At 64.4% G+C, this 22,393-nt stretch carries 20 protein-coding genes; 3 read left to right on the plus strand and 17 right to left on the minus strand.

The features are described 5' to 3' along the window. Positions 1 to 50: 50 nt before the first annotated feature. The 4 genes from H8A92_RS00890 to H8A92_RS00905 are packed head-to-tail and all read right to left on the minus strand — an operon-like array spanning position 51 to position 3,930. On the minus strand, positions 51 to 1,271 hold the full coding sequence (locus H8A92_RS00890; protein ID WP_229193973.1) for an ABC transporter substrate-binding protein: 1,221 nt from the start codon (positions 1,269 to 1,271) through the stop codon (positions 51 to 53). A 27-nt stretch (positions 1,272 to 1,298) separates the two neighbouring features. Further along, the gene (locus tag H8A92_RS00895; RefSeq protein WP_229193975.1) at positions 1,299 to 2,258 is read right to left on the minus strand and encodes a PDR/VanB family oxidoreductase; all 960 of its coding nucleotides are present in this window, start codon (positions 2,256 to 2,258) and stop codon (positions 1,299 to 1,301) included. Positions 2,259 to 2,270: 12 nt separating this feature from the next. Further along, complete coding sequence (locus H8A92_RS00900) at positions 2,271 to 3,590, minus strand: Rieske 2Fe-2S domain-containing protein (RefSeq protein WP_229193976.1); 1,320 nt, start codon at positions 3,588 to 3,590, stop codon at positions 2,271 to 2,273. A 13-nt stretch (positions 3,591 to 3,603) separates the two neighbouring features. Then, entirely contained in the window at positions 3,604 to 3,930 is a 327-nt protein-coding gene (locus H8A92_RS00905; protein WP_229193977.1) for a hypothetical protein, read from the minus strand. Positions 3,931 to 4,130: 200 nt separating this feature from the next. Here H8A92_RS00905 and H8A92_RS00910 point away from each other — a divergent pair, with 200 nt between their 5' ends. After that, on the plus strand, positions 4,131 to 4,625 hold the full coding sequence (locus H8A92_RS00910) for a MarR family winged helix-turn-helix transcriptional regulator (RefSeq protein WP_229193978.1): 495 nt from the start codon (positions 4,131 to 4,133) through the stop codon (positions 4,623 to 4,625). A 20-nt stretch (positions 4,626 to 4,645) separates the two neighbouring features. On the opposite strand, the gene H8A92_RS00915 is transcribed toward H8A92_RS00910, so the two are convergent. From H8A92_RS00915 to H8A92_RS00935, 5 genes are read right to left on the minus strand one after another with little or no spacing between them, the layout of a single operon-like run. After that, positions 4,646 to 5,839, minus strand: coding sequence for a CaiB/BaiF CoA transferase family protein (locus tag H8A92_RS00915; protein ID WP_229193979.1), 1,194 nt, complete (start codon positions 5,837 to 5,839; stop codon positions 4,646 to 4,648). Positions 5,840 to 5,849: 10 nt separating this feature from the next. Further along, entirely contained in the window at positions 5,850 to 8,087 is a 2,238-nt protein-coding gene (locus tag H8A92_RS00920; protein WP_229193980.1) for an acyl-CoA dehydrogenase family protein, read from the minus strand. A 25-nt stretch (positions 8,088 to 8,112) separates the two neighbouring features. Continuing rightward, positions 8,113 to 8,703 (minus strand): enoyl-CoA hydratase-related protein, encoded by a 591-nt coding sequence (locus tag H8A92_RS00925; RefSeq protein ID WP_229193981.1) that lies wholly within the window; start codon positions 8,701 to 8,703, stop codon positions 8,113 to 8,115. Then, the gene (locus H8A92_RS00930) at positions 8,646 to 8,921 is read right to left on the minus strand and encodes an enoyl-CoA hydratase/isomerase family protein (protein ID WP_229193982.1); all 276 of its coding nucleotides are present in this window, start codon (positions 8,919 to 8,921) and stop codon (positions 8,646 to 8,648) included. The genes H8A92_RS00925 and H8A92_RS00930 overlap by 58 nt, the downstream gene beginning before the upstream one ends. Before the next feature lie 57 nt (positions 8,922 to 8,978). Further along, the gene (locus H8A92_RS00935; RefSeq protein ID WP_229193983.1) at positions 8,979 to 9,836 is read right to left on the minus strand and encodes a FadR/GntR family transcriptional regulator; all 858 of its coding nucleotides are present in this window, start codon (positions 9,834 to 9,836) and stop codon (positions 8,979 to 8,981) included. 82 nt (positions 9,837 to 9,918) lie between these two features. Here H8A92_RS00935 and H8A92_RS00940 point away from each other — a divergent pair, with 82 nt between their 5' ends. Together H8A92_RS00940 and H8A92_RS00945 are read left to right on the plus strand one after the other, a co-directional pair. Then, complete coding sequence (locus H8A92_RS00940) at positions 9,919 to 11,058, plus strand: acyl-CoA dehydrogenase family protein (RefSeq protein ID WP_229193984.1); 1,140 nt, start codon at positions 9,919 to 9,921, stop codon at positions 11,056 to 11,058. 41 nt (positions 11,059 to 11,099) lie between these two features. Beyond that, positions 11,100 to 12,311, plus strand: a complete 1,212-nt coding sequence (locus H8A92_RS00945; RefSeq protein ID WP_229193986.1) for an ABC transporter substrate-binding protein — start codon at positions 11,100 to 11,102, stop codon at positions 12,309 to 12,311. A 237-nt stretch (positions 12,312 to 12,548) separates the two neighbouring features. Here the strand turns inward: H8A92_RS00945 and H8A92_RS00950 are convergent, their stop codons facing one another. From H8A92_RS00950 to arcC, 8 genes are all read right to left on the minus strand, one after another. Next, positions 12,549 to 13,448, minus strand: coding sequence for a cysteine hydrolase family protein (locus H8A92_RS00950; RefSeq protein WP_229193988.1), 900 nt, complete (start codon positions 13,446 to 13,448; stop codon positions 12,549 to 12,551). A gap of 44 nt (positions 13,449 to 13,492) precedes the next feature. Continuing rightward, complete coding sequence (locus H8A92_RS00955) at positions 13,493 to 14,416, minus strand: ABC transporter permease (RefSeq protein ID WP_229193990.1); 924 nt, start codon at positions 14,414 to 14,416, stop codon at positions 13,493 to 13,495. Continuing rightward, on the minus strand, positions 14,413 to 15,492 hold the full coding sequence (locus tag H8A92_RS00960; protein WP_229193992.1) for an ABC transporter permease: 1,080 nt from the start codon (positions 15,490 to 15,492) through the stop codon (positions 14,413 to 14,415). Before H8A92_RS00960 ends, H8A92_RS00955 begins: the two co-directional genes overlap by 4 nt. Positions 15,493 to 15,505: 13 nt before the next feature. After that, a complete protein-coding gene (locus H8A92_RS00965; RefSeq protein ID WP_229193993.1) occupies positions 15,506 to 17,059 on the minus strand; it encodes an ABC transporter ATP-binding protein in 1,554 nt (517 codons plus the stop codon). Between the two features lie 2 nt (positions 17,060 to 17,061). After that, positions 17,062 to 18,048: a BMP family protein gene (locus H8A92_RS00970; protein ID WP_229193994.1), complete on the minus strand. Its 987-nt coding sequence runs from the start codon at positions 18,046 to 18,048 to the stop codon at positions 17,062 to 17,064. 109 nt (positions 18,049 to 18,157) lie between these two features. Then, positions 18,158 to 19,603, minus strand: coding sequence for a YlbE family protein (locus H8A92_RS00975; RefSeq protein WP_229193995.1), 1,446 nt, complete (start codon positions 19,601 to 19,603; stop codon positions 18,158 to 18,160). Then, a complete protein-coding gene (fdrA, locus tag H8A92_RS00980; protein ID WP_274613182.1) occupies positions 19,603 to 21,201 on the minus strand; it encodes an acyl-CoA synthetase FdrA in 1,599 nt (532 codons plus the stop codon). The genes H8A92_RS00975 and fdrA overlap by 1 nt, the downstream gene beginning before the upstream one ends. Positions 21,202 to 21,431: 230 nt before the next feature. After that, on the minus strand, positions 21,432 to 22,391 hold the full coding sequence (gene arcC / locus H8A92_RS00985; protein ID WP_229193996.1) for a carbamate kinase: 960 nt from the start codon (positions 22,389 to 22,391) through the stop codon (positions 21,432 to 21,434). Between the last annotated feature and the right edge of the window lie 2 nt (positions 22,392 to 22,393).

Here is a 22,393-nt window from a genome sequence, read left to right on the forward strand (position 1 = left end):
GGATATCCGCCCGTTTGAGTGTGTTGATCCGAGGGTTGCGGCCGTCGTCGTCAATTGCTCTTCGGCTCGACGAGCGAGCACCCGCCCTGCTCGAGCGGCCGAAACGCCTCCGGTCCGGACAACACGCCGACCTGCTCCAGCAGGTCCCACTTGGCCTTCGAGGCACCCGGGCTCTTCACTTTGAAGATGTGCATGTTGTGAATGGCGCGGCCGTCGGCGCGCACCACGACCGGCCCGAACAAAGCGTCGTCGATCGGATCCTCCTTCAATTTCCGGATCACGGCCGGCGCGTCGTTGGTGCCTGCCGCCAGCGCCGCGTTCAGATAGGCAAGCACCGAGGAATAGACACCGGCGTGGAACGCGGTCGGCGACTGCCCGTGCTGCCGCTCGCTGAACCTGGCCGACCAGGCGCGGCTGGCCTCGTTGAGGTCCCAGTAGAACGGCTGGGTGATGATCAGCCCCTCCCCGACCGCAAGCCCACTTGACTCGACATCGTTGGTGGTGGTCAGCAGCGCCGCGAAGGTGCGCCCGCTCTGCTTCAGCCCGAACTCGGCGGATTGCTTGATCAGGCTGACGGTGTCACCGCCTGCGGTCGCGAACGCGATCACGTCGGCGCCCGAGCTGTCGGCCTGCAGGATGAACGAGGCGTAATCAGCATTGTTGATCGGCACATTGACCGATCCGAGAACGGTCCCGCCGCCGGTGCCGATCACGGCCGTCCCGTCGCGCACCATCGATTTGCCGAGCGCATTGTCGGTCGCAATGAAGTACCATTTCTTGCCGCCGTGACGCACGAGATAGGCACCGATGGTGTGCGAGGCGGCCCAGGTGTCGAAGGTCCATTGGATCGTGTTCGGCGAGCAGTATTTCCCGGTCAGGTCCGAGGACGCCGCGCTCGATGCGATCAGCGCTGCCTTGGTGCCGCGGACGACCTCGTTGACGGCGAGCCCGACGGCCGAGTTCGGCACATCGGCGACCGCATCGACCTTCTCCTGATCGATCCAGCGGCGCGCGATGGCGGCGCCGACGTCGGCCTTGTTCTGGTGGTCGGCCGACACGATCTCAACCTTGAAGTCCGGATGCAGCCGCATGAAGTCCTCGGCGGCCATTCTGGCCGCCGTCACTGATCCTTCGCCGGCATTGTCAGAATAAGGGCCGGACGCGTCATTGAGCACGCCGATCTTCAGGGACCGCGCAGCGTCCGCCGAAGCAGGCGAACTGGCCCAAATAGCCAGAAGGGTTATTCCGGCAATACGCGAAAGATACTTCATCGTTTTCACCCTGGTTATGCCGCTGTTCTAGAGATCGAGCACGAGCGTGCGGGACTTTGCGCCCGAGCAGCAGATCATGATGCTCTTGTTCGCCGCCTGCTCTTCCTCGCTCAGAAACTGATCGCGATGATCGGGTATGCCTTCGACCACGCGCGTCTCGCAGGTGCCGCAGACCCCTTCGGTGCAGGCATAGTTCGCGGCGATCCCGGCATCCAGCAGCGCATCGAGGATGGTCTTGCCGGGCTCGACTGCAATCGTGCGGTTGCTTCGCGCGAGCCTGACATCGAAACCGCCCCCGGTAGCAGCCGCTTCCCGCGCCTGGAAGTATTCGACATGCACGCGATCGGCCGGCCGGTCGGCCGTCGCCGCCTCGAATGCCACGAGCATGGGCACCGGACCGCAGCAATACAGATGCGCGTGGGCCGGCGCGTTTCCGACAATTGCCGGAAGGTCGAAGAGCCGCCCCGATCGCTCGTCGTCGAAATCGACATGTATCCGCGAATGATCGGACCGGACTGTTCCGAGCTCGTCGAGGAATGCGGCGGCGGCGCGGGTCCTCGCGGCGTAGAACAGGTCCCAGCGGCGCCCCAGCGCCTCCAGACGTCGGATCATGGACAACAGCGGCGTAATGCCGATGCCCCCGGCGATCAGGACCGAATGCTCAGCCTGTTCCTGAAGCGCGAAATTGTTGCGTGGCCCGGAGATCGTGATGATGTCTCCGACCCTGATGGTGTCGTGGACGAAGCTGGAGCCGCCCCGGCTTTCGGCATCCCTGTTAACCGCGATCACATAGCGGTGCCGCTCGCGCGGATCGTTGACCAGCGAGTAGCAGCGGAGCATGCCGTTCGGCAGATGCAGGTCGATATGGCTGCCGGCCGTGAATGGCGTCAGCTCGCCGCCTCTCTGCGCGATCAGCTCGTAGGAATTGATCCGCTCGGCCTCGTAGCCGATGCGTTTGACCAGCACGTCCTGCGTCATCTCAGTCATGGCGGGATGCGTTCACAGCTCGTAGCCGAAATCGGCACCAAGTTTCGCCCGCATGAACGGCGCGCCGACATCGACCCAGGAATCCTCCGGCGGCAGCCGCAGCGATACCGCTCGCACCATGAACACGTCGGGATCCAGAACACCCTTGGGCTTGATCGCGTGATCGCGATAGGCGCCGAGCGCCTCAAGAATGAAGCGCCGCGTCATCGCGATGCCGGTGTCGCTCGAGCAGAGCGTCTCCCGGGTGCGATCGAAGATCGGCGAGACACCGCTCTGGCAGGCGCCGTCCTGCACCCAGAGCCCCGGCAAGCCCGAGAACCAGGTCGTCCGCTGCGCCTCATAGTCGAACTGAAAGCCATTCTGCGGATTGTATTTGGTCCAGTAGCCTGCATACGGGACCGTCGGCGGGTGCTGCACGAGCGCGTGGCGGCTGGCATGTCCGCTCTCGCGGCCCTTATGTCCTTCGGCGAACACCTGCCGCGTTTTCTCCAGCAGCGGCTCTGACGGATGATAGGAGAACATGATGCAGAGCGTGTTCTCGTCGTCGATCGGCACCCAGGCGTGCCCGCTCAGATCCGGGAACGGCGACAGCGGAGGCACCAGCGTATAGAACGGCAGCAGGAACTGGTTGACGCGCCAGTACAGCGTGTTGGCATCATAATTGCGTCGCGCGGCGATGCTCATGCCGAAGTCCTGCTTGATGCATTCGAAAGTCGGCCGGAGGTCGCGCTTCTGGATCCAGGCGCTGGTCGTGCCCTGCGCGTCCAGCCGCCCGTGAAGCAGCGGCGCGTGCGCCGAGTCGATTTCGCCCTCGACCGCCTGCAACCAGTTGCACTCCTGGACCCGGACCGAGATGTGCACCTGCTCCGCCGGCACCAGATTCCATTCCAGGTTCGGCAGTGGCGGAAGCTCGGCCTGGTCGGGCCCCATATAGGTCCAGATCATCCCGTTGCGTTCCTTGCAGGGATAGGCCTTGATCCGCACCCGCTCCTTGAGGCGGCTGCGCGCGGGTTCTGCCGGCATATCCGTCACCGCGCCGGTGACGTCGAATTTCCAGCCGTGATAGACGCAGCGCAGCCCGCAATCCTCGTTTCTCGCGAAGATCAACGGCGCTCCGCGATGCGGGCACGCCTGATCGACCAATCCGATCCGGCCCTCGCTGTCGCGAAAGGCGACCAGATCCTCGCCGAGCAGCCGGATGCGCTTCGGCTGTCCGTCCTTGGCGAGGTCCGCCGACGGCAGGAAGGGAATCCAGTAAAGCCGAAACATGTCGCCGAGCGGCGTGCCCTTGCCGACCCTCACCAGGCGTTCATTGTCTTCGCGTGACAGCATGGGTTTGCCTCCTTCAATTGCGGTTGGTCGGACCCGCCGCATCGCCGAGAAGCGCGGCGACACGGTCGGACAGTCCGAGGTCTTGTGCGGCCCAAAGCGGATCGGATGCGGCGAGCGGCTGGCGCGGAATGGGCGGTTGCTTGCCCTCCTCCACGAGGCCGACGATCAATTCGATGCGGCGTCGCTCGAGCTCCCGCAGAGCCTCCTCAACGACAGCGGCTTCCGCCGTGCACGCCGGAAGCTCCGGATAGGCAAGACGAACCCGCCACTGCCCCGGCTCGGTTTCGACCGCCTCGGCCTCAAGCAGATAGGGAATCGACAGCAGCTCACGCAGGTTCAAGTTCAACCTCCCTGCACGACGTCTTTCGCATCGCACTTGATACGTATACGTACTATATTGATCGATGGCTGACAAGAGCCGGAGGCCCATTGCATCATCGTGGGAACAGACCCCGGGGGGCGGCTCACCCCAGGGTTGAGGACGTCAGGCCAAGCTGATAACGGCTAACGCGAATTCGCAAATCGGAGTCCAACGACGGCATGGCAGCCGACAAGGGTATGAAGACGAGCTCGGCCACAGATATTGCGCGCGACTGGCAACTCGAAGGCGGCGTCGGATTTTTGCTGCGGCTGCTCGAGGCGCGCTACGACGGGCTCTATCAGAGCATGACGCGCCAGAGCGACATCACGCCACGGCAGTTCGGCGTGCTGATGGCGCTGTACCAGCTGGGTCCTCTCACCCCCTCCGTATTAGCGGACCGGATCAGTTGTGATCGCAATACGCTCAGCGAAATGCTGAAGCGGATGGTCGCGCGCCGGCTGGTCTCCAAGAAGGACAATCCGGACGACCGCCGCTCGCTCCAGGTGCAGATCACGGCCAAAGGCGAGGAAGCGCTTCTTGCCGTCATCCCGGCGGCCGCAGAGTTGCAGAACATCATGCTGGCTCCCCTGCGCAAGGAAGACCGCGCGCATTTCCTGAAATGCCTGCTCGCGATCGCGAAGGCTCCGCCGCCCGACGCTCCGTCCGATATTTGAGATCGTCGGCGCGCGGCCGCCTAAGCCTGCGGCTTCCCAAACGTACCCGCCGCGGCAAGCGCCGCGATTGCGTCTCGCGACAATCCCAGGATCCCGGACAGTACATCGTCCCGCTGCGCGCCGATCTCGGGGACCTGACTTCCCATCGGCGTATCTGCCCCGGACATCTGCCATGGCGCATTGACACCGACGAATTCGCCGGCACCATCCGAGACCGTCTCAAACACACCACGCTGACGCAGATGGGCATCGGTCAGCGCCGCGCCCGGCGTCCGGTACTCGGCGCAGGGAACGCCGGCGCGGTCCAGCGTGGCGATACATTCGGCGACGGTGTGGCGCTCCGTCCATTGCTCGATCACCTGCATCATGGCGGTCCAATTGGCGCCGCGCGCCGGAATGGTCGCAAAGCGCGGATCGTTCGCCAGCTCGGCCTGCCCCGTGACCTCACACAGCGCCGCAAAATTGCGCGGCGTGACCGGAGCGATCAGGATATCGCCGTCGCGTGTGCGGACCGGCCCATAGGTTGGACGCGACGAGCGAATCGGGAATTGCGCTTCCTGAAGCTCGTAGACCAAAAGGTTCAGCATGCAATCCATCAAGGCGACATCGACGCGCTGTCCCTTTCCGGTGCGCGTACGCTGCACCATCGCGGTCTGGATCGCCGAATAGCCGAAGATGCCGCCGAGGATATCGGCGACAAAAATGGCACCCGGCGCGGGACGCTCCCGGTCACCGGCATAACGCATCAGGGAGTGATCGAAGCCACTCTCGGCATGCACGATCATGGCATAGGCCGCGCGCTCGGCGGCCGGCCCTGACTGGCCATAACCCGAGATCGAGCAATAGATCAGGCGCGGGTTGATCTCGCGGAGCGTCTCGTAGCCAAGGCCGAGCCGATCCATCACGCCGGGGCGGAAATTCTCGACGAGAATGTCCGCCTCCGCGACCATGCGATGCACCAGCTTGATGGCGTCTGCATTCTTCAGGTCCAGCGCGAGGCTGCGTTTGCCGGCATTGAGCTGGCCGAAATAGGTGCTGTGGCCTTCGCGCAGCGGCGTCCGCAGCCGCATGTCATCACCTTCCGGCGGCTCGATCTTTATGACCTCGGCACCGACGTCGGCGAGCAGCCGCGCGCAATATGGCCCCGCGACCATGATGGAGAAATCGAGCACGCGCACACCGGCGAGCGGCACCCTGTCGCCATCCTTCTGCATCCGATCTCTCCTATTTCGGCAACCCAAGCGCGCGTTGCGCGATCAGGCTACGCTGGATCTCGTTGGTCCCGATGCTGATGACCCACATCAGCGAATGCCGCAGATTTTGCTCGAAGCGGCCGTTGTCGATCGCACCCGACATCTGCTCGGACAGCGTTGCGCGCATCCCGAGAATGTCGAGCGCAGCCTCGCCGAACCGTTCCATCAGCTCCCCGGAGAACACCTTGCTGATCGCGCCATATTCCGGCGGCGTCACGCCATCGGCAGCAAGCTCGGCACAATGCATCATCAAGAGACGGCCGATCTCGATCTCGGATGCCAGGGTCGCGATCTTGTCGCGGACGATCGGATTTTCGGCGAGGCACCGACCACCCTGCTTTGCCATCACATGCGAACGCAGCTGCTCGAAAGCGTGCGCGACCTTCAGGACGATCCCGCCACCGACCAGCCCCCGCTCGAAGGCGAGCGCGCCGGTCAGCACTTTCCAGCCGCCATTGACCTCGCCGACCAGGTTCTCGGCCGGAATGCGGACGTTGTCGTAGAAGATATTGGCAAACGTGCCGTCATACATCGTGCTGGATGGACGGGTCGTGATGCCCGGCGCATCCATCGGCACGATGAACATGCTGATGCCGGCGTGCGGCGGCTTCGCGTCCTTGTCGGTCCGCGCGGCGAGGAACATGTATTTGCCCCACCAGGTGGTGGTCCAGATCTTCTGGCCGTTGATTACCCAGTGGTCGCCGTCCCTGACGGCGCTTGTGCGCAACGCAACGAGGTCGGAGCCCGCCTGCGGCTCGCTGTAGCCCATGCCGTGCATGGCTTCGCCGCGCAGGATTTCCGGAAGATACCTTTGTTGTTGCTCGGAGGTGCCGAACATCATCAGCGCATTGGCCTGGATCGCCGCGCCGATCCGCGGCGCTTCGCCCCGCTCCATCGTCTCCATGAAGGCGATCTGCTCCAGCGGAGAGCGCGCCTGGCCGCCGAACTGCTCCGGCCATCCAAGGCCGATCCATCCGGTGTCGCCGATGTTACGGGCAAAGGAGGCATCGAACTCGCGCTTGGCGAACGGTCGTTCGTCGAACGCCTGCTTCGCACCTCCGGTCCAGTTTTGCTCAAGCCAGAGCCGGACCTGGTCACGAAACGTATTTCCCGCAGGCCCGAGATCATATTGCGGCAGCCCGGCGCCGCCCGCATCCAGTAGCCGTGCGGCCAGCCTCCGCCTGGCATCCGAGGCGCCGCCGAGCGCGATTGTGTCGAGATGCACGCGCTTGAAATGGATCGGCGCCTCGTGCTCCTCGGCATAACCGATCGCACCGAACGTATGCTGGGTTTCCAGCGACACCTGCCGCAGTGCATGACCAGAGAAGACCGAAGCGCAATCGGCAAAGTAGCGCCAGTCCTCATCTCCGCGATCGTGGAGTCCGGCGACATGATCCAGGATCAGCCTGACGCCCTCGAGCGTGATCAGGCAATTGGCCAGCTTGTGCTGGAGCGCCTGGAACTTGCCGATCGGCTGTCCGAACTGCTGCCTTTCCCTGGCGTAGTCGACGACGAGCTCAAATGAACGCCGCGCCGCGCCATAGGCGCGCGCTGTCAACGCGACCTTGCCCTTGAGACGGAGATCGTCCAGACTGACAGCGCCGACGGGAATGAGCGTGGCCGGCGCCGCGCTCAACCTGACCTCGCACAATCCCCAGGCCCCCATCGCGCGGGTCGCGACGCATTCAACGCCGACCCCGCCGAGATCGATCAGCGCAAGGTGAGACTGATCGCGAGCGACCAGAAGATGCGTGGCACTTGCCGCTGCCTCGACGAAGCGAAGCACGCCCGTTGCTTTGAGGTCGGTGATCCCGATCGAGCCCGTCGCGCGATCGGGATCCAGCGCACCGAATGAGAAGGCGAGGATCGCCTTCCCGGAATGCAGCCGCTCCAGAAGATCGACTACGACGTCAATCTGCGATCCCGCGACCACGAGATTGGCCAACGCCGCAGGCCACATCGGCGCCGGACATCCGGCGCGGCCAAGCTCCGCCATGACGACGAAAATCTCGGCGAGCCCGCCCTCGCCGCCCTCCGTCCCGAGAGCGGCCACGCCCTGCCCGACCAATTTGCGCCAGATCGCCGAGATCTCGTCCGGCGAGGACGACGCTGTCGCGCCATGCGGACGCCAATGCTCATCGAGGAAGCCGCGCAAGGAATCGCGCAACATCGCCGTGACATCGTCAGCTGCCGCTTCGATTGCCGCCATGGCCCGGCCTCGACCTATGCTCCAACTATGCCTGGCCGAACCTGGGCTTGCGCTTCTCCTTGAACGACATGGTCGCTTCCTTGTGGTCGGCGGTCTCGAACGTCACCTGCTCGAGCGCCATCGAGGCCTCCAGCAGCATGTTCACGCGCTCCTTGACGATCTGGTTGATCGACAGCTTGGTCCAGCGAATGGCCCAGGTCGGACCGTTGGCGAGCTCGACCGCGATCGCGCGGGCCTTCGCCAACACCTCTGCACGCGGCGCGACATGATTGACCAGCCCGATGCGCTCTGCCTCATTCCCCTTCAGGAGCGTGCCGCGGATCAGGAACTCCTTGGCCTTGTTGATCCCGATCAGCAGCGGCCAGATCACGGTGCCGCCGTCGCCCGCGACCAGGCCGACGCGCGAGACGTGGGTGTCGCCGATCCGCGCGTCCTCGGCCATCACCGTGATGTCGCAAAGCAGCGCATGGGTTGCGGCAAGGCCGATGGCGTCGCCGTTGATCGCCGCGATGATCGGCTTGTCGAGCTCGAGCTGGCGGGTGACGCCGCGGCGGCTGATCATGGGATCGTGCACCTCGCCCTCTTCGAGCACGTCGCCGCCGGGTCGCTCGGACATCGCCTTGACGTCGCCGCCGACGCTGAAGAAATCCCCGGCGCCGGTGAGCACACGGCGTTGACGGCGTGATCGTCGGCAAGATCGTCCCAGATGGTGCGCAGTTCACGGATCAGCTTCTGATTGATGGCATTGCGCGCCTGCGGGCGGTTCAGGGTCACGGTTGCGACCTTGTCGGCGACTTCGACTGTCAGGCATTCATACTTGGCGTAACTGGACACGTTTACCTCCGTTATTGTTGCTGTTTCTTTGTTGACTAGCTCGCCGGCCCGGCGCGCCTACCGGCGCATTCCGGGCTGCACGTCCGCCAGTGCGACATGCAGCGACATCGCTCCCGGATCCTGCTCCAGCATGCGCTGCACGGACTCCAGGTGCGACCGCAGCAACCGGCTCGCCGCCGCCACGTCTCTTTCGCTCAACGCCACCAGGAACTGCCGCCGCTTCTCGACCAGCCGCGCCATCGCGACCCCGCTGGAGGCGACCTTCGCGTAGACGAAGCGCATGTGGATCTCGGTGACGGAATCCACGATCATCGCTATCACCTTGTTGCCCGTTGAGGCCGCCAGCAGCTTGTAGAACTCGCGCGAGCACTCGACCCGATCGAGCAGCCGGCCCTCCTTGGTGGCGAGTTCGGTGCGCGCGACGTTCGCTTCCAGCGCATCGAGATCGGACCTTCGCGCATGCGCGCACGCCAGCTGCACCACGAGATCAAGCACGTGGACCCGCGCCTCCGACAGCTCCCGCACGGAAATCGTGCCGAGGCTCAGCATGTCGCGCATGACCTCGTTCATGCGGCGGGTGTCGCCCTGCTGGATGAAGGCGCCGCCCTTGACACCTTTCTGCAGCCGCAGCACGCCGGCCATTTCGAGGCTGCGCAGCGCTTCGCGCAATACGTTGCGGCTGACGCCGAGCTGCTGTGCCAATTCGCGCTCGGCTGGCAGCTTGTCGCCGGGCTTCAGCACGCCGAGCGCCAATTGCTCGCGAATCCGCTCGCAGATCTCCTCGAACGTCCGCCTTGTGTGGATCGGCTTGAATGTCGGCGCAGCCGCGGCACGGTGATCAACGGCTCGCTCCCGCCGGTTTGGCGAGGCGGTACGGGAGCGCTGCGGCGCGCGAGGGCTTGACTTGGTGTTCATGCGGTGAATTATTAAATGGATCACCCATTCAATGGAAGCCCCTTTTTTGGCTTCCGGCAAAGAAAACGAAACGGGAGTCCGCATGAGTTTTTCCGAGGAGCAGGTCGCGTTCCGCGACAATGTGCGCAGGATGGTCGCCAGGCACGTGACGCCGATCGCCGCCGAGATCGACGAAACCGACCGCTTCCCGCTCGAGCTGGTCAAGCTGTTCGGCGAGATGGGACTGATGCAGCTCTGGGTGCCGGAGCGTTATGGCGGCCCGAACGGCAATCTGACCATGGCCTGCATCGCGCGCGAGGAGATCTCGAAGGTCTCGCCGGCCTGCGCATCGATCGCGGCGCTCAACACCATGTTCATCATGCCGCTGCTGCACTTCGGCTCGGAGGAGCAGCGCAAGAAATACCTGCCGATCATCGCCCAGGGCGGCGTGGTCACCGCGATCGCGATCTCGGAACCGCAGGCCGGATCCGATGTCGCCGCGCTGAATACCCGCGCCCGGAAGGATGGCGACAGCTATGTTCTCAACGGCCGCAAGCAATGGTGCAGCTACGGTGTCGCCGCCGACTACATCGTGGTGATGGCGCGGACAAGTGACGGCGCCGGCGCTGACGGCATCAGCGCCTTCATTGTCGAGCCGAAGACGATGCCGGGCATCACGTTCGGCCGCCACGAGCGCAAGATGGGATTTCGCGGCGCCCCCAACACGCCGATCTTCTTCGACAACGTCCGGGTCCCGGCGGAAAATCTGGTCGGCGAGGAAGGCAAGGGTTTTCGCGCATCGATGCGCGCGCTCGACCTCAACCGTCCGACCATCGGCGCGCAGTCCGTCGGCCTTGCGCAGGGCGCGCTCGATGCCTGCGTCGCCTATGCCAAGGAGCGCAAGCAGTTCAAGCAACCGATCGCCGAGTTCCAGGGCGTCCAGTTCATGCTCGCCGACATGGCGATGCAGATCGAGGCGGCCCGCGCGCTGGTCTACGAATGCGCTCGCGCGGGCGACGCAGGCGACTGGAAGCGCCTCAACGTGCTCGCCAGCATGGCGAAATGCGTCGGCAGCGACATGGCCATGAAGGTGACGACCGACGCCGTACAGATCTTCGGCGGCTATGGCTACACCATGGACTACCCGGTCGAACGCATGATGCGTGACGCCAAGCTGACCCAGATTTTTGAGGGCACGAACCAGATCCAACGCGTGGTGATCGCCCGCGAGCTGCTGCGCTAGTGCCGACCGATTTCAAGAAACGATTACGGGGAGAAACGACCTTGAACAACATCATCAACCGGGCATTGATAGCCGGCGCGCTGTCGGCCCTGCTGGCGGCACCTTCCTACGCTCAGAAAGCCTATGATCCCGGCGCCAGCGACACCGAGATCAAGCTCGGCCAATCGACGCCGCTGAGCGGCCCAGCATCCGCGTTCGGCGCGGGCGCTGGACGGGCGGTGGTCGGCTACTTCGAGATGCTGAACGCCAAAGGCGGCATCAACGGCCGCAAGATCAACTTCACGCAGCTCGACAATGCCTACAGCGCGCCGAAAGCGGTCGAACAGTCACGCAAGCTGATCGAGGATGTCGGCGTATTGGCAGAAGTCGGCACGATCGGCACCGCGCCCAACGTCGCCATCCAGAAGTACCTGAACGCCAAGCAGGTACCGCAGCTGTTCATCACCGCCGGCGGACGCCGCTTCAACGATCCCAAGGCATTTCCCTGGACCATCCCGCTCTATCCCGACTTCGAAACCGAAGGCCGCGTCGTCGCCAAGTACATCCTGAGCACAAAGCCCGACGCCAGGATCGGCGTGCTCTACCAGAACGACGACTATGGCAAGGACTACCTCAAGGGCCTCCGCGCCGGGCTCGGCCCGAAAGCCGAGCTGATCGTCGCCCAGGCCTCCTACGAGCTCGCCGATCCAACGATCGACTCGCAGATCGTTCAGCTGAAGGCCGCCGGTGTCGACACCCTGATCGAGCAGTCGTCGTCGAAGGCAGCAGCGCAATCGATCCGCAAGGTTCACGAGCTCGGCTGGAAGCCGCTGCACGTGATCGGCGGCTCGACCGCATCGGTCGAAACCATCCTTAAGCCCGCAGGCCTCGAAGCATCCAAGGGACTTGTCACGACGCAATTCCTCAAGCAACCGGGCGACCCGGCCTGGGCCAATGATGAAGAGGTCAAGGACTACAAGGAGTTCTTGAAAGCGTACGCGCCTTCAGCCAATCCTGACGACTATTCCGTGCTCGTCGCATATATGAACGTGCACGCCGTGGAGCTGGCCCTGCGCAAATGCGGCGACGACCTGACCCGCCAGAACCTCATGAAGCAGGCGACCTCGCTGAATGGCGAACGATTGCCGATGATGCTCCCGGGCGTCGCGATCAGCACCCGGCCAGTAGACTACACACCCTTCAGGACTCTGCGGATTGCGACATTCGACGGAGAAAGCTGGTCCTTGACCGGCGCGCCTCTATCGGCCGACTAGAACGGATGAGACCGCGGGCGAGAGCCAGCGCGGCTCTCGCTGCTTCAGGACAATAGGCGGCCCGCCCGACTCAACTCAAAAATCGAAAACAACCCCACGCAAAGTAGCGCCCGGGAGCACCCCGGTTCGGACCGTCGCCTGCCCGCGAAAGCAAAGTCATAGCCTCGCTTCCGTCGAACTCATGAAGCCTCAGACTCAGACCCCGAGTCACTCCAAGCCGGACGCCTGCGCGATCTCCTATGCGGGATGTCGCCCCTGAAGCAATTCATTCCGAGCCCGATGCTCGCTCTCCGGATCGAAAGCCTGTCCAACCCGCTGTTGGACATGTCCCTGAATTGCATCGATGACGTTTGATGAATGCGTCACGAAGCCGAAGCATTTCTTGACGTTGAACAGCGTTGCTTCAACACAGAAGCCCGGCGAGGTCGTTGCGCAGCAGTCTTCGACCAGGAGGCAACCGTAACCCAGGAAATTCGCGTCGGTGAGCGAATGCAGCACGCATTGATCGGTGTTGACGCCGGCGAACAGGATCGTCTTGGTTCCGAGATTGCGCAGGATGCTGTCCAGCGGCGTGTCCCAGAAGCCGCTGATCCGGTATTTGTCGACGTGAATGTCCTCGGGTTCCTGCTGCAATTCATCGACGACCGCCGCGGCCCAGCTGTCCTTCTGCAATACGCGCGCGCCGCTGCCCGGCAAAGCCTCGCCAAGACCGATGCCGACCCCCTTCGGCTTGTACAAATGGAGCTGGTTGGGCGCCATGTTCTTGAGATCGGGCCGATTGCCCCAGTTCAGCCAGATCACGTGCACGCCGGCATTCCGCAACACAGGGAGAAGCTTCTGCAGCGGCTCGATCGGCGCCCGATCCGGCGTGTGATCGAGGCCGAGATGGTCGACCCATCCCCCCTTCGCGCAAAAGTCGTTCTGCATGTCGACGACGATCAGAGCGGTGCGGTGCAGGTCGACCGTCACCGTTTGAGGTTGCGCGTCGATCGTGACGGCCTTGGGTGGCGGTGCCGCCATCGCCATGTTGACGTTGTTGTCGTCGACCAGCCATTTGTAGCCGGGAGCAGACCCGAGGGGATTGGCGGTGCCGGGCGCTGCGGATTCGGCGGCCTTTGCTAAAGTGGAACTCGTCATCGGACTTTCCTCCCTTGCATATGTTTTCTTGAAGTCGGTTGCGATCAGCCGCCGCGTTCGAACGGAATGGTCAGCGCCGAGGGCTGCCGGCTTTTTCCGACGAAGCCCGCGATGGCGACCAGCGCCAGCAGGTATGGCAGCAGCAACAGAAGCGCGACCGGCACATCGAGCTGCAACGCCGGCACCAGGAATTGCAGCGCGGTCGCGAAGCCGAACAGCAGGCACGCCGCCAGCGTGTACCAGGGATTCCAGCCGCCGAAGATCACGGCCGTGATTGCGAGATAGCCTGCGCCCTTGGTCATGTTCTCGGTGAACGTATTGCTGTCCGCAACCGACATGAAGGCGCCGCCGAGCCCGGCCAGGATGCCGGCGTAGAGCACGCCGAGATAGCGCGTCCTGGCGACGCTGATGCCCGCCTTGTCCGCAGCGCGGGGATCCTCGCCGACCGCCCGCACCGCCAGCCCGAAGGACGTATATTTCAGGATCAGCCAGGTCACGACGACCATCAGGATGCTGACATAGGCAAGGCCGGTCTGGTTCGCCAACGCCGGCCCGATTACCGGGATATGAGCGAGCCACGGCAGATTGAGCTGCGCGAAGCCGGGAATCGGATCGCGCGACAGCGGCCCGAAGATCTCACGGTAGAGAAACGTTGTTGATCCCAGCGCCAGGATGTTGAACCCGATCCCCACCACCAATTGATTGGCACGCAATGTCACGCTCAACACGGCCTGCGCCGCAGCAACCGCCGTCGCGACCAATACGCCGGCCGCGACGCCAATGAGCGGCGAGCCGGTCGCCCACGATGCCAGCGCCGCCGTGAAGGCCGACATCAACATCATGCCGTCGAGGCTGAGATTGAGCACGCCGGCGCGCTCGCTCAGCATCTCGCCCGTTGCGGCGAAAATGATCGGGACCGCGAGGCGAAGTCCGGAACCGATGAACACAGCCATTTGTTCGTCAATCATCGGGTCACCTTTCGGTTGGTGAGGATCGCGGAGCCAGCAATGACGATGACGATCAGGCCCTGGCAGATCAGGACGACGGCGGACGGGACGTGCGCCGAGATCTCCATGTTGATCGATCCCGAGCGCAGGAATCCGAACAGCAACGCCCCGATCACGACGCCGACGGCCGAGCCGCGCGACAGCAGGCCGACGACCAGGCCGTCAAATCCGTAACCGGACGAGAAATCGCTCGTCAGATAGAGTTGCTGGCCGAGGATCATGATCGCGCCGCCGAGACCGCCCAGGCCGCCGGACACCGTCATGGCCAGGATCACGTAGAAGCTCGTCCGCATGCCGGCGCGGCGGGATGCCGTCGCATTCAGGCCGACGGCGCGCAGCCGCAGGCCGAGCGTAGAGTGCTTGAGCACCAGCCACACCACGACGACCGCGATCGCCGCGATCAGCAATCCGATATGGAGCGGAGATCCATTGTCCGGGAACAGCAGCGGCAGTTTGGTCGAATCCGGAATCTCTGCCGATTCCGGCAGCGACGACACGTCGCTGATCGGCTTGCGCAGCAGGTGAAAGGACTCGACCGACCAGTACACCAGCGGCAGCGCAATGAAGCTCAACAGCAAGGTGCTGATGACCTCGTTGGTGCCGCGTGCCGCCTTGAGGAAGCCCGCCAGGCCGCCCCAGACGGCACCGGCGACGGTTCCCACGGCAAGCGGCACGATGAACGCCAGCCCCAACGGCAGGCCCCCGGCGCCGTGCAGAGCCGCCGCGGTCGCGAACATGCCGCCCATCGCGATCTGCCCCTCGCCTCCCACATTGGTCAGGTTGGCACGGCTGGCGAAGATGAAGCCGAGACCGACGAGCGCGAGGCTGATGGCGCGATTGATCGAAGCACCGATGTTGAAATCGCTTCCCGCCATGCCGTCCCAGAAGGCTTCGATCGCCTCGACGACGGACGCACCGGTGGCAGCGATAATGAGCAGGCCGATCCCGAGCGCGATGACGGTCGACACTATCGGAACCAGAACCTGCAGCGGCACGAGCTTGCGCCGCGTGCCCTGCGCAAGCTTCGGATTTTTCATGACCATGGCCAACCTAGACATGCGCGTGCCCCGACATCATCGCCCCGATCGCCTCGCGGCTGAACGACCCTGCCGCGAGCTCGCCAACCAGCTTTCCGCGGTAGATCACCGCGATCCGATCCGACACCGCCATCAGCTCCTCGAGCTCGCTGGAGATCAAAAGCACCCCGAGGCCATCATCGCGGGCCGCACGGATGCGATTGTAGACGGCCTCGATCGCACCGACGTCGAGCCCGCGCGTCGGCTGCGCCGCGAGCAGGAACACCAGCGGATCGAGCGAGAGCTCGCGTGCGAGCACGGCCTTCTGCTGATTGCCGCCGGAGAGGCTCGCCATCGAAACATCAGGGCTGCTCGCCCGCACGTCGAAGTCGCGCATCATCGTCTCCGCCGCCTTGCGGCGCGCCGATTTGTCGAGCAGACCGAAGCGGCTGAATTTTCCGATCGCGCCGAGATAGAGGTTCTCGGCAACCGACAATTCCTTGATGCAGGCCACCGCATGGCGATCCTCGGGAACGATGCCGACACCGGCATCCGTGATCTCTTGCGGCGTACAGCCGGTGACCTGGGTCCCGCCGACGACGATCGCACCTGCGCTTGGCGCGGCGAGACCGGCCAGGATCAACCCGAGCTCAGTCTGACCGTTGCCCTCGACGCCCGCGATCCCGACGATCTCGCCGGTGCCGACCGTGAGGCTCAACCCATCGAGCCTCGGCACGCCATGCGGGTCGCGATACACGAGGTCCGAGATCTGCAGCACCGCCTCGCCCGGCGACGTCGGACCAACATCCGAGCTGGATTTCGCCGGCGTCTTGCCCTCGATATCGACCGCTGCCGCGAGCACCGAACCTGCCGACTGGACATCGCGGCCGACCATGGAGCGCACCAGCGACCGGATGTCGGCGCCCTCCATCGCAACGGTCGCGATGATCCGGCCCTGCCGCAGAACGGTCGTGCGATCGGCCACGCGGCTGATTTCGCCGAGCTTGTGCGTCACCAGGATCACGGATTTTCCGCGCAGCGCCACCTGACGGCAGATCGCCAGCAGCGCGTCGATCTCGTCCGGCTGCAGCACGGCCGTCGGTTCGTCGAGCACGAGCAGTTGCGGATCGCCGAGCAGGCATTTGATGATCTCGACCCGCTGCCGCTCACCGACCGAAAGCTCGTCGATCCGCGCCTCGGGGTCGATCTCAAGCCCGTACTCCGCGGCGAGCTGCTCCATCCGCACGATGATATCTTGCGGCTTTAGCACCGCGCTGGCGCGGCCGAGCATCAGGTTCTCGGCCACGGTCATGTTGGGCACCAGGCTGAAATGCTGATGCACCATCACGACGCCGCGTTGCAGCGCTTCCGCCGGGCCACGCGGATCAAACGGCTCTCCGCCCAGCGTCATCGTGCCGGCATCCGGCCGGTGCACCCCGAACACCAGATTGCACAATGTCGATTTACCGGCGCCGTTCTCGCCAAGCAGGCAGTGCACCTCGCCGCGCTCGATCAGCAGCGTTATGTCGTCGAGCGCGGTAAAAGCCCCGAAGCGCTTGGTCAGACCAGACAGTTCGAGCAGCGCCACGGTCAGCCCACCTTGACTTTGATCTTGTTCGACAGCAGGTCGTCCTTGAGCTCCTTGATCTTCGCCTGGATCTCGGGCGTTGCCCCAGCGCAGATCTCGATGTCGGCCGAGCGTGGCCCCATGGCGAGGCCGAACTGCTTGTATTCCGGGTGCCACGTTCCGGCGACGGCCTGGTCGATGGCGTATTCGACCATGAACCCGATGCCGCTGACCGTGTAGGCGATGTAGAGCGGGTTGTTGTCGGAGCAGTAATTGGTATAGCTCCCGATCATCCTGGTGCCCTTCTCGCGCGCCGCCTGCTCCATTCCGCGGACACCGAGATTGAGGATGTTGTAGTGGACGTCAGCCCCTTGCGCGATCGAGGCAAGCGTTGCTTCCTTCGCCTTGGCGACGTCGTCAAAGTCGCCGGTGTAAGTCACGAAGCATTTGGTATCCGGCTTGACGTGCTTGGCGCCGTTCGCGAATTCCGTTCCGGTGTTGACGATGGCTGGAATTTCAAGCCCACCGACGTAGCTCACCGCGCCGTTCTTCGACATCATCGCGGCGACCGCGCCGGCAATGAAGCCGATCTGGGCCTGCAGCACGTCGTATTGCGCGACGTTGTCGGTCGGCTGTCCGGTCGGGCCGACGATCGAGAACTTCACCTTCGGGAACCGCTTGGCGACCTTGAGCACCGAGGCCTGGGTCTGCCCCGCGGCGCCGATCACCATGTCGTTCTTGGTCGCGAGCGTGACGAGCGCCTGCTCCATGTCGGCAAACTTCACGTTCTCGATCGACGTGATCACGACTTTCTTGCCGTGGCGTTGCTCGGCCGCCTTCATGCCGTTATAGGCCGACTCCATCCAGCCATGGTCGGCCCGCGACCCCGGAATCAGAATGCCGATGCGGAGCGGCTTCGCGTCGTCAGCGAATGCGAGCCGGCCTGATGAACCGATAAAGGCCGCCGAGAGCAGGCCTGTTTGCAGAAATGCACGACGGGTACCGTTCATGTGTTTCCTCCTGTTCGTTCCCGCTGTTGCCGCATTCTTTTGTCACGGCATTTTTGTTATCTACGGCGCGGCCATCGGCCGTGCTGCCGCCTTCAGAATCGAAGCAACCTCATCTCGCGGCAATCGTCGCCAACGCTCCCACGGCGTCGACGAAGCACTTCATCGGGGCCTGCACGACGCCGGCGCCGATGATCCCCTTGCCCGGCTCCTTGTGCGCCGTTGCGGTGTTGATGACCGGCCGCATGCTCTCGTCGACGACCTTGCGGATGTCGATGCCGACCGGAGCTCCGATGAAGTCGAGCATCGGCAGAGTGAAGCCGGGATTGCGGCCGACGGTGACGTGCGCCATCTCGCGCGAATAGCGCAGCGCGTCCTGCGGCGTGCCGCCGACGAACTGGACCATCGCGGGAGCCGCCGCCATCGCAAACGCGCCGAGCCCAGCGGTCTCGGTGATCGCGCTGTCGCCGATATCGGGATTGGCATCCGCCTCGCTGAAGCCGGGCAGGAACAGGCCGATGGGGATGTCGGCCGGGCCGACGAACCATTGCCCGTCCAGTCCGCTGACCCTGATGCCGACATTCACGCCGTTGCGCGCCATCGCCGTAACGATGCTGCTGAACGGCACGCCGTGCGCGGCATCCATGGTCGCCTTGCACGCCGCCATCGACAGGCTCAGGAAGAACATGTCGTCCGCCCCGATCGTCCGCAGCGTCTCGTGAACGACATCGCGCGAGATCGAGGACTTGAGCAGCGCTTCCGTGACGGCGCGATACAGCAGCAGGGTCGCGGCCGTGTTGCGATTGTGGACGTCGTCGCCCATATGCAACGACTGCGACATCAGCGGCTTCAACGGCAACCCGCCATCGATGCCGGCGACGGCGGCCTTCAGGCACGGCGCCAGCACATTCTCGATCAGCTTGAGGCCTTCGATCACTTCAGCGGCGAAAGCGCCGAAGCGCAGCGTCTTGGCGCCACCGGATTCCATCATCGGCGCATAGGCGCGATTGCCCGTGGTCTTGTTCTCCACCACGAACAGCGGCATCGAGGGCGACACGATCCCGGTCATCGGCCCGACCGCGCCGAATTCATGGCACGGCGCGAAGCGGATGCCGCCTGACGCGGCGAGTTGCTCGGCCTCGTCGGGGGTCGCCGCCCAATTCTCGTAGAGGATTGCGCCGACCACCGCCCCCTTCATCGGACCGCACATATCGTTCCAGGCGATCGGCGGGCCGGCATGGAGCAGCGTCCGGCCCATGTCCGGCCAGATCTCGGATGCGTGCGCCGCGACGTCGACCCATACCGGCTGTGCGGTCAGGATGCGCTCGAGCACTTCCGCATTGGCGCGGTCGATCCGCGATCCCAGGCAATCGGCATTACCGGCATCGCCAACCAGTTGCGCGAGGCTCCAGGCGACCTCGGGACTTCCATCGCCGACCGGCCGCCACTGCAGCCGCACCAGCGGCGCACCGCTGCTTTCGACACCGCGATCGAGGTCGGCGGCGCCGAGGCTGATGACCGATGTCTTGGCCTGGAGAGCGAAGGGCGCTCCGTTCATCATCGTTCTCCTCCTTGCATCGCACGACGCCCTGTGCCGCTGTCATCGGCCGCCATGCGGCTCGCGATGGCTTGGGCGGCAAGGGCCGCGCCGGTGCTGCTGCCGACAATCTCCGCGCCGGCTTCCACCAGCATGGCTTTCTGGGTTCCGACCGGCTGCGGATCTGAATCCGTGCCGCAGACGAAGCAGATCACGGGAACCTCCCGCCCTTGCGCCCGCGCGGCGGCCTTCGCCCGGCGGACGGCCGGAGCCAGAATTTCTGCCGGATTCGGGTGACTGCCGTGGCCCAGCACGACGTCCAGAACGATGCAGGCAACGGTCGGATCGTCCGCCTCCTTCAGCAGCCGCTCGATCCGCACGCCATAGTCGATCATCGGATGCGGACGCCCCACCGTGAATTCGTCACTGCCCAGATCGATCGCCGTGTGTCCGTGGCTCTCCTCCACGTCGGCGAGACGGTCTGCGGCGGCAAGCGGCGCGTTCGACCGGGCACGAATGCCCGCGGCCTGCCAAATGGTTTGGGCTTCCGAGCAGAACGTGCCGCCGGAATAGAGACCGCGCAGGTAGCGCTGCGACGGCGCCAGCGCCGCACAAATCCGCGTCGCCAATTGTTCAATGGCCTGATCGTCGCTGCCGGGCTGGCGCGCGCCCGCAAGCGCAACGGCCTGCCGCGCCGTCTCTTCGAGCGACGAGGTACGGTGGATATTGCCGGCGGATGCCGCAGGCTCGCCGCCGAGAAAGCAGATCACGACCGGCTTGCCGATCGCGATCGCGCGCTCGATCACGTGCTTCTGCACGTCGCGTGCAGGAGGCTTGGAGACGATAGCGACAACCTTTGTCTGCGGGTCGGCCGCCAGCAACTCGAGGCCCTGCAGCATGGTGATGCCGCCGACCTCGCTGGAAACGTCGTGGCTGCCGGTGCCGATGGCCTGCGATATGCCCTGGCCATGACGGTGGACCTGGCACATGACCTCCTGCAGGCCTGTGCCCGACGCGCCGACGAGCCCGATGACGCCCCGCCGAACGACGTTGGCAAATCCGAGCGGCACGCCGTTGATGATCGCCGTGCCGCAGTCCGGTCCCATCACCAGCAAGCCCTTCTGGGCCGCAACGCGCTTGATGGCCTGCTCCTGCTCGATCGGCACGTTGTCGCTGAACAGCAGCACGTTCAGGCCCTGGCGCAGCGCCTTCAAGGCTTCCGCCGCGGCATAGGGGCCCGGCACCGAGATCAATGCGAGGTCGGCATGATCGGCAATCGCGACGCCGCCGGAGATCGATCGCGGCGGCGCTTCCGCCGCAGGTTCGCCCGCCCCACCCTTCGGTTCTTCGCCGACGATCAGGGAGTGAATCTCCCGCTCTGCGGCGGCGAGCTTTTCAGGTGCGTCGTCCGCCACGACGATCATGATATCGCCCGGTTTGGCGCCTTCGAGCGCGGGGTTCATCAGCCCGGCCTGCTGCAGGAATTCCTTGTTGCTGCGCGTTCCCATCAGCAGCGTGACCCGCTGCACGCCGGTCCGCGCGACCGTGACCTGCGAGATCCGCATCAACGACACGGAATCCTTGTACAGGTTCGCCCTTATGCTGGATTGGATGGCCATTGCCTTGTCGTTCCCTTGAATCCCGCAGGCTGTTTGCTTGTCTTGTGCTTGAGCTTCAACCAGCGGCCAGCTCGATCGCCTGATCAGATGAGGCGCCGAGGCGTCTCATCTGCTTCAACTCGGAGAGCGCCTGCGCCATTGCGGCCATGAGGTGCGGACCGCCATCTTGCTCGACACTCGAATCAACATTGGCGCGGGCTACTCGTCCGCCGATGCGCCAATCCCGGTAGCTATTGAATGACGTGCGTGCCGGTCTCGCCGCGCAGCGCCGCCATCGCGCAATCGAGGTGACTGATGATCGCGCGCTTTCCACCGCCCTCGAGAAACCGGATGGCCGCATCGACCTTGGGGCCCATGCTTCCCGGAGGAAAATGGCCTTCGCGATGGTAGGCCTTGATCTCCTCGAGGCTGACCTGATCGAGTTCCCTCTTGTTCGGCTTGCCGAAGTTCACGGCGACGCGCGGCACTGCCGTCAGGATCAGCAACTCTTCGATACCCAGCACATTCGCGATATGAGCTGATGTCAGGTCCTTGTCGATCACTGCCGGCACACCGGTGCGAACGCCCTTTGCGTCACGAACCACGGGAACGCCGCCACCCCCTCCCGCGATGACGATCGTCCCCCGCTTGACCAATGCATCGACCAGCGAGATGTCGCAGACATGCTTGGGCTTCGGCGACGGCACGACATGACGCCAGCCGCGCCCCGAGTCCTCGCGCATTGCCCAATTGAGCTCGTCGCCGATCTTCCTGGCCTCGTCCTCGGAAAAGAACGGCCCGACGAACTTCGTCGGATTTTTGAACGCGGGATCGTCCTTGTCGACCTCGACCTGGGTCAGCAGGCTTGCCACATGCCGCTGATTGCCCTGTTCGCGCAGGGCGTTCTCGATCGCCTGCATCAGGAGATAGCCGATGCCGCCCTGGCTGTGCGCGACGCAGATGTCCATGTCCATCGGCGGAATTCGGTTCATCGTCAGCATCTGGCGCATCATGATCTTGCCGACGACCGGGCCGTTGCCGTGCGTGATGACCAGCTCATTGTCGAGCTGCGCAAGCGGCAGCAGCGCCTCCGCGGTGATCTGCGCAACGGACTTCTGCTCCTGGGAAGTGCCCCTGATGTCTTCGGGGTGAACCGCATTGCCGCCGATCGCAACCACCAGGCGACGCGGCACGTCATTGAGCGTACGCATTT

The sequence above is a fragment of the Bradyrhizobium acaciae genome (assembly GCF_020889785.1).
Lineage (GTDB): Bacteria > Pseudomonadota > Alphaproteobacteria > Rhizobiales > Xanthobacteraceae > Bradyrhizobium > Bradyrhizobium acaciae.

What these genes read in the sequence shown, in the direction of transcription:
- H8A92_RS00955 (WP_229193990.1), bottom strand. Translation starts at nt 14,416, where the DNA reads ATGATTGACGAACAAATGGCTGTGTTCATCGGTTCCGGACTTCGCCTC.
- H8A92_RS00975 (WP_229193995.1), bottom strand. Translation starts at nt 19,603, where the DNA reads ATGAACGGAGCGCCCTTCGCTCTCCAGGCCAAGACATCGGTCATCAGC.
- H8A92_RS00960 (WP_229193992.1), bottom strand. Translation starts at nt 15,492, where the DNA reads ATGAAAAATCCGAAGCTTGCGCAGGGCACGCGGCGCAAGCTCGTGCCG.
- H8A92_RS00900 (WP_229193976.1), bottom strand. Translation starts at nt 3,590, where the DNA reads ATGCTGTCACGCGAAGACAATGAACGCCTGGTGAGGGTCGGCAAGGGC.
- H8A92_RS00935 (WP_229193983.1), bottom strand. Translation starts at nt 9,836, where the DNA reads ATGAACACCAAGTCAAGCCCTCGCGCGCCGCAGCGCTCCCGTACCGCC.
- fdrA (WP_274613182.1), bottom strand. Translation starts at nt 21,201, where the DNA reads ATGGCCATCCAATCCAGCATAAGGGCGAACCTGTACAAGGATTCCGTG.
- H8A92_RS00915 (WP_229193979.1), bottom strand. Translation starts at nt 5,839, where the DNA reads ATGCAGAAGGATGGCGACAGGGTGCCGCTCGCCGGTGTGCGCGTGCTC.
- H8A92_RS00925 (WP_229193981.1), bottom strand. Translation starts at nt 8,703, where the DNA reads ATGTCCGAGCGACCCGGCGGCGACGTGCTCGAAGAGGGCGAGGTGCAC.
- H8A92_RS00920 (WP_229193980.1), bottom strand. Translation starts at nt 8,087, where the DNA reads ATGGCGGCAATCGAAGCGGCAGCTGACGATGTCACGGCGATGTTGCGC.
- H8A92_RS00910 (WP_229193978.1), top strand. Translation starts at nt 4,131, where the DNA reads ATGGCAGCCGACAAGGGTATGAAGACGAGCTCGGCCACAGATATTGCG.
- H8A92_RS00950 (WP_229193988.1), bottom strand. Translation starts at nt 13,448, where the DNA reads ATGACGAGTTCCACTTTAGCAAAGGCCGCCGAATCCGCAGCGCCCGGC.
- H8A92_RS00940 (WP_229193984.1), top strand. Translation starts at nt 9,919, where the DNA reads ATGAGTTTTTCCGAGGAGCAGGTCGCGTTCCGCGACAATGTGCGCAGG.
- arcC (WP_229193996.1), bottom strand. Translation starts at nt 22,391, where the DNA reads ATGCGTACGCTCAATGACGTGCCGCGTCGCCTGGTGGTTGCGATCGGC.
- H8A92_RS00890 (WP_229193973.1), bottom strand. Translation starts at nt 1,271, where the DNA reads ATGAAGTATCTTTCGCGTATTGCCGGAATAACCCTTCTGGCTATTTGG.
- H8A92_RS00970 (WP_229193994.1), bottom strand. Translation starts at nt 18,048, where the DNA reads ATGAACGGTACCCGTCGTGCATTTCTGCAAACAGGCCTGCTCTCGGCG.
- H8A92_RS00895 (WP_229193975.1), bottom strand. Translation starts at nt 2,258, where the DNA reads ATGACTGAGATGACGCAGGACGTGCTGGTCAAACGCATCGGCTACGAG.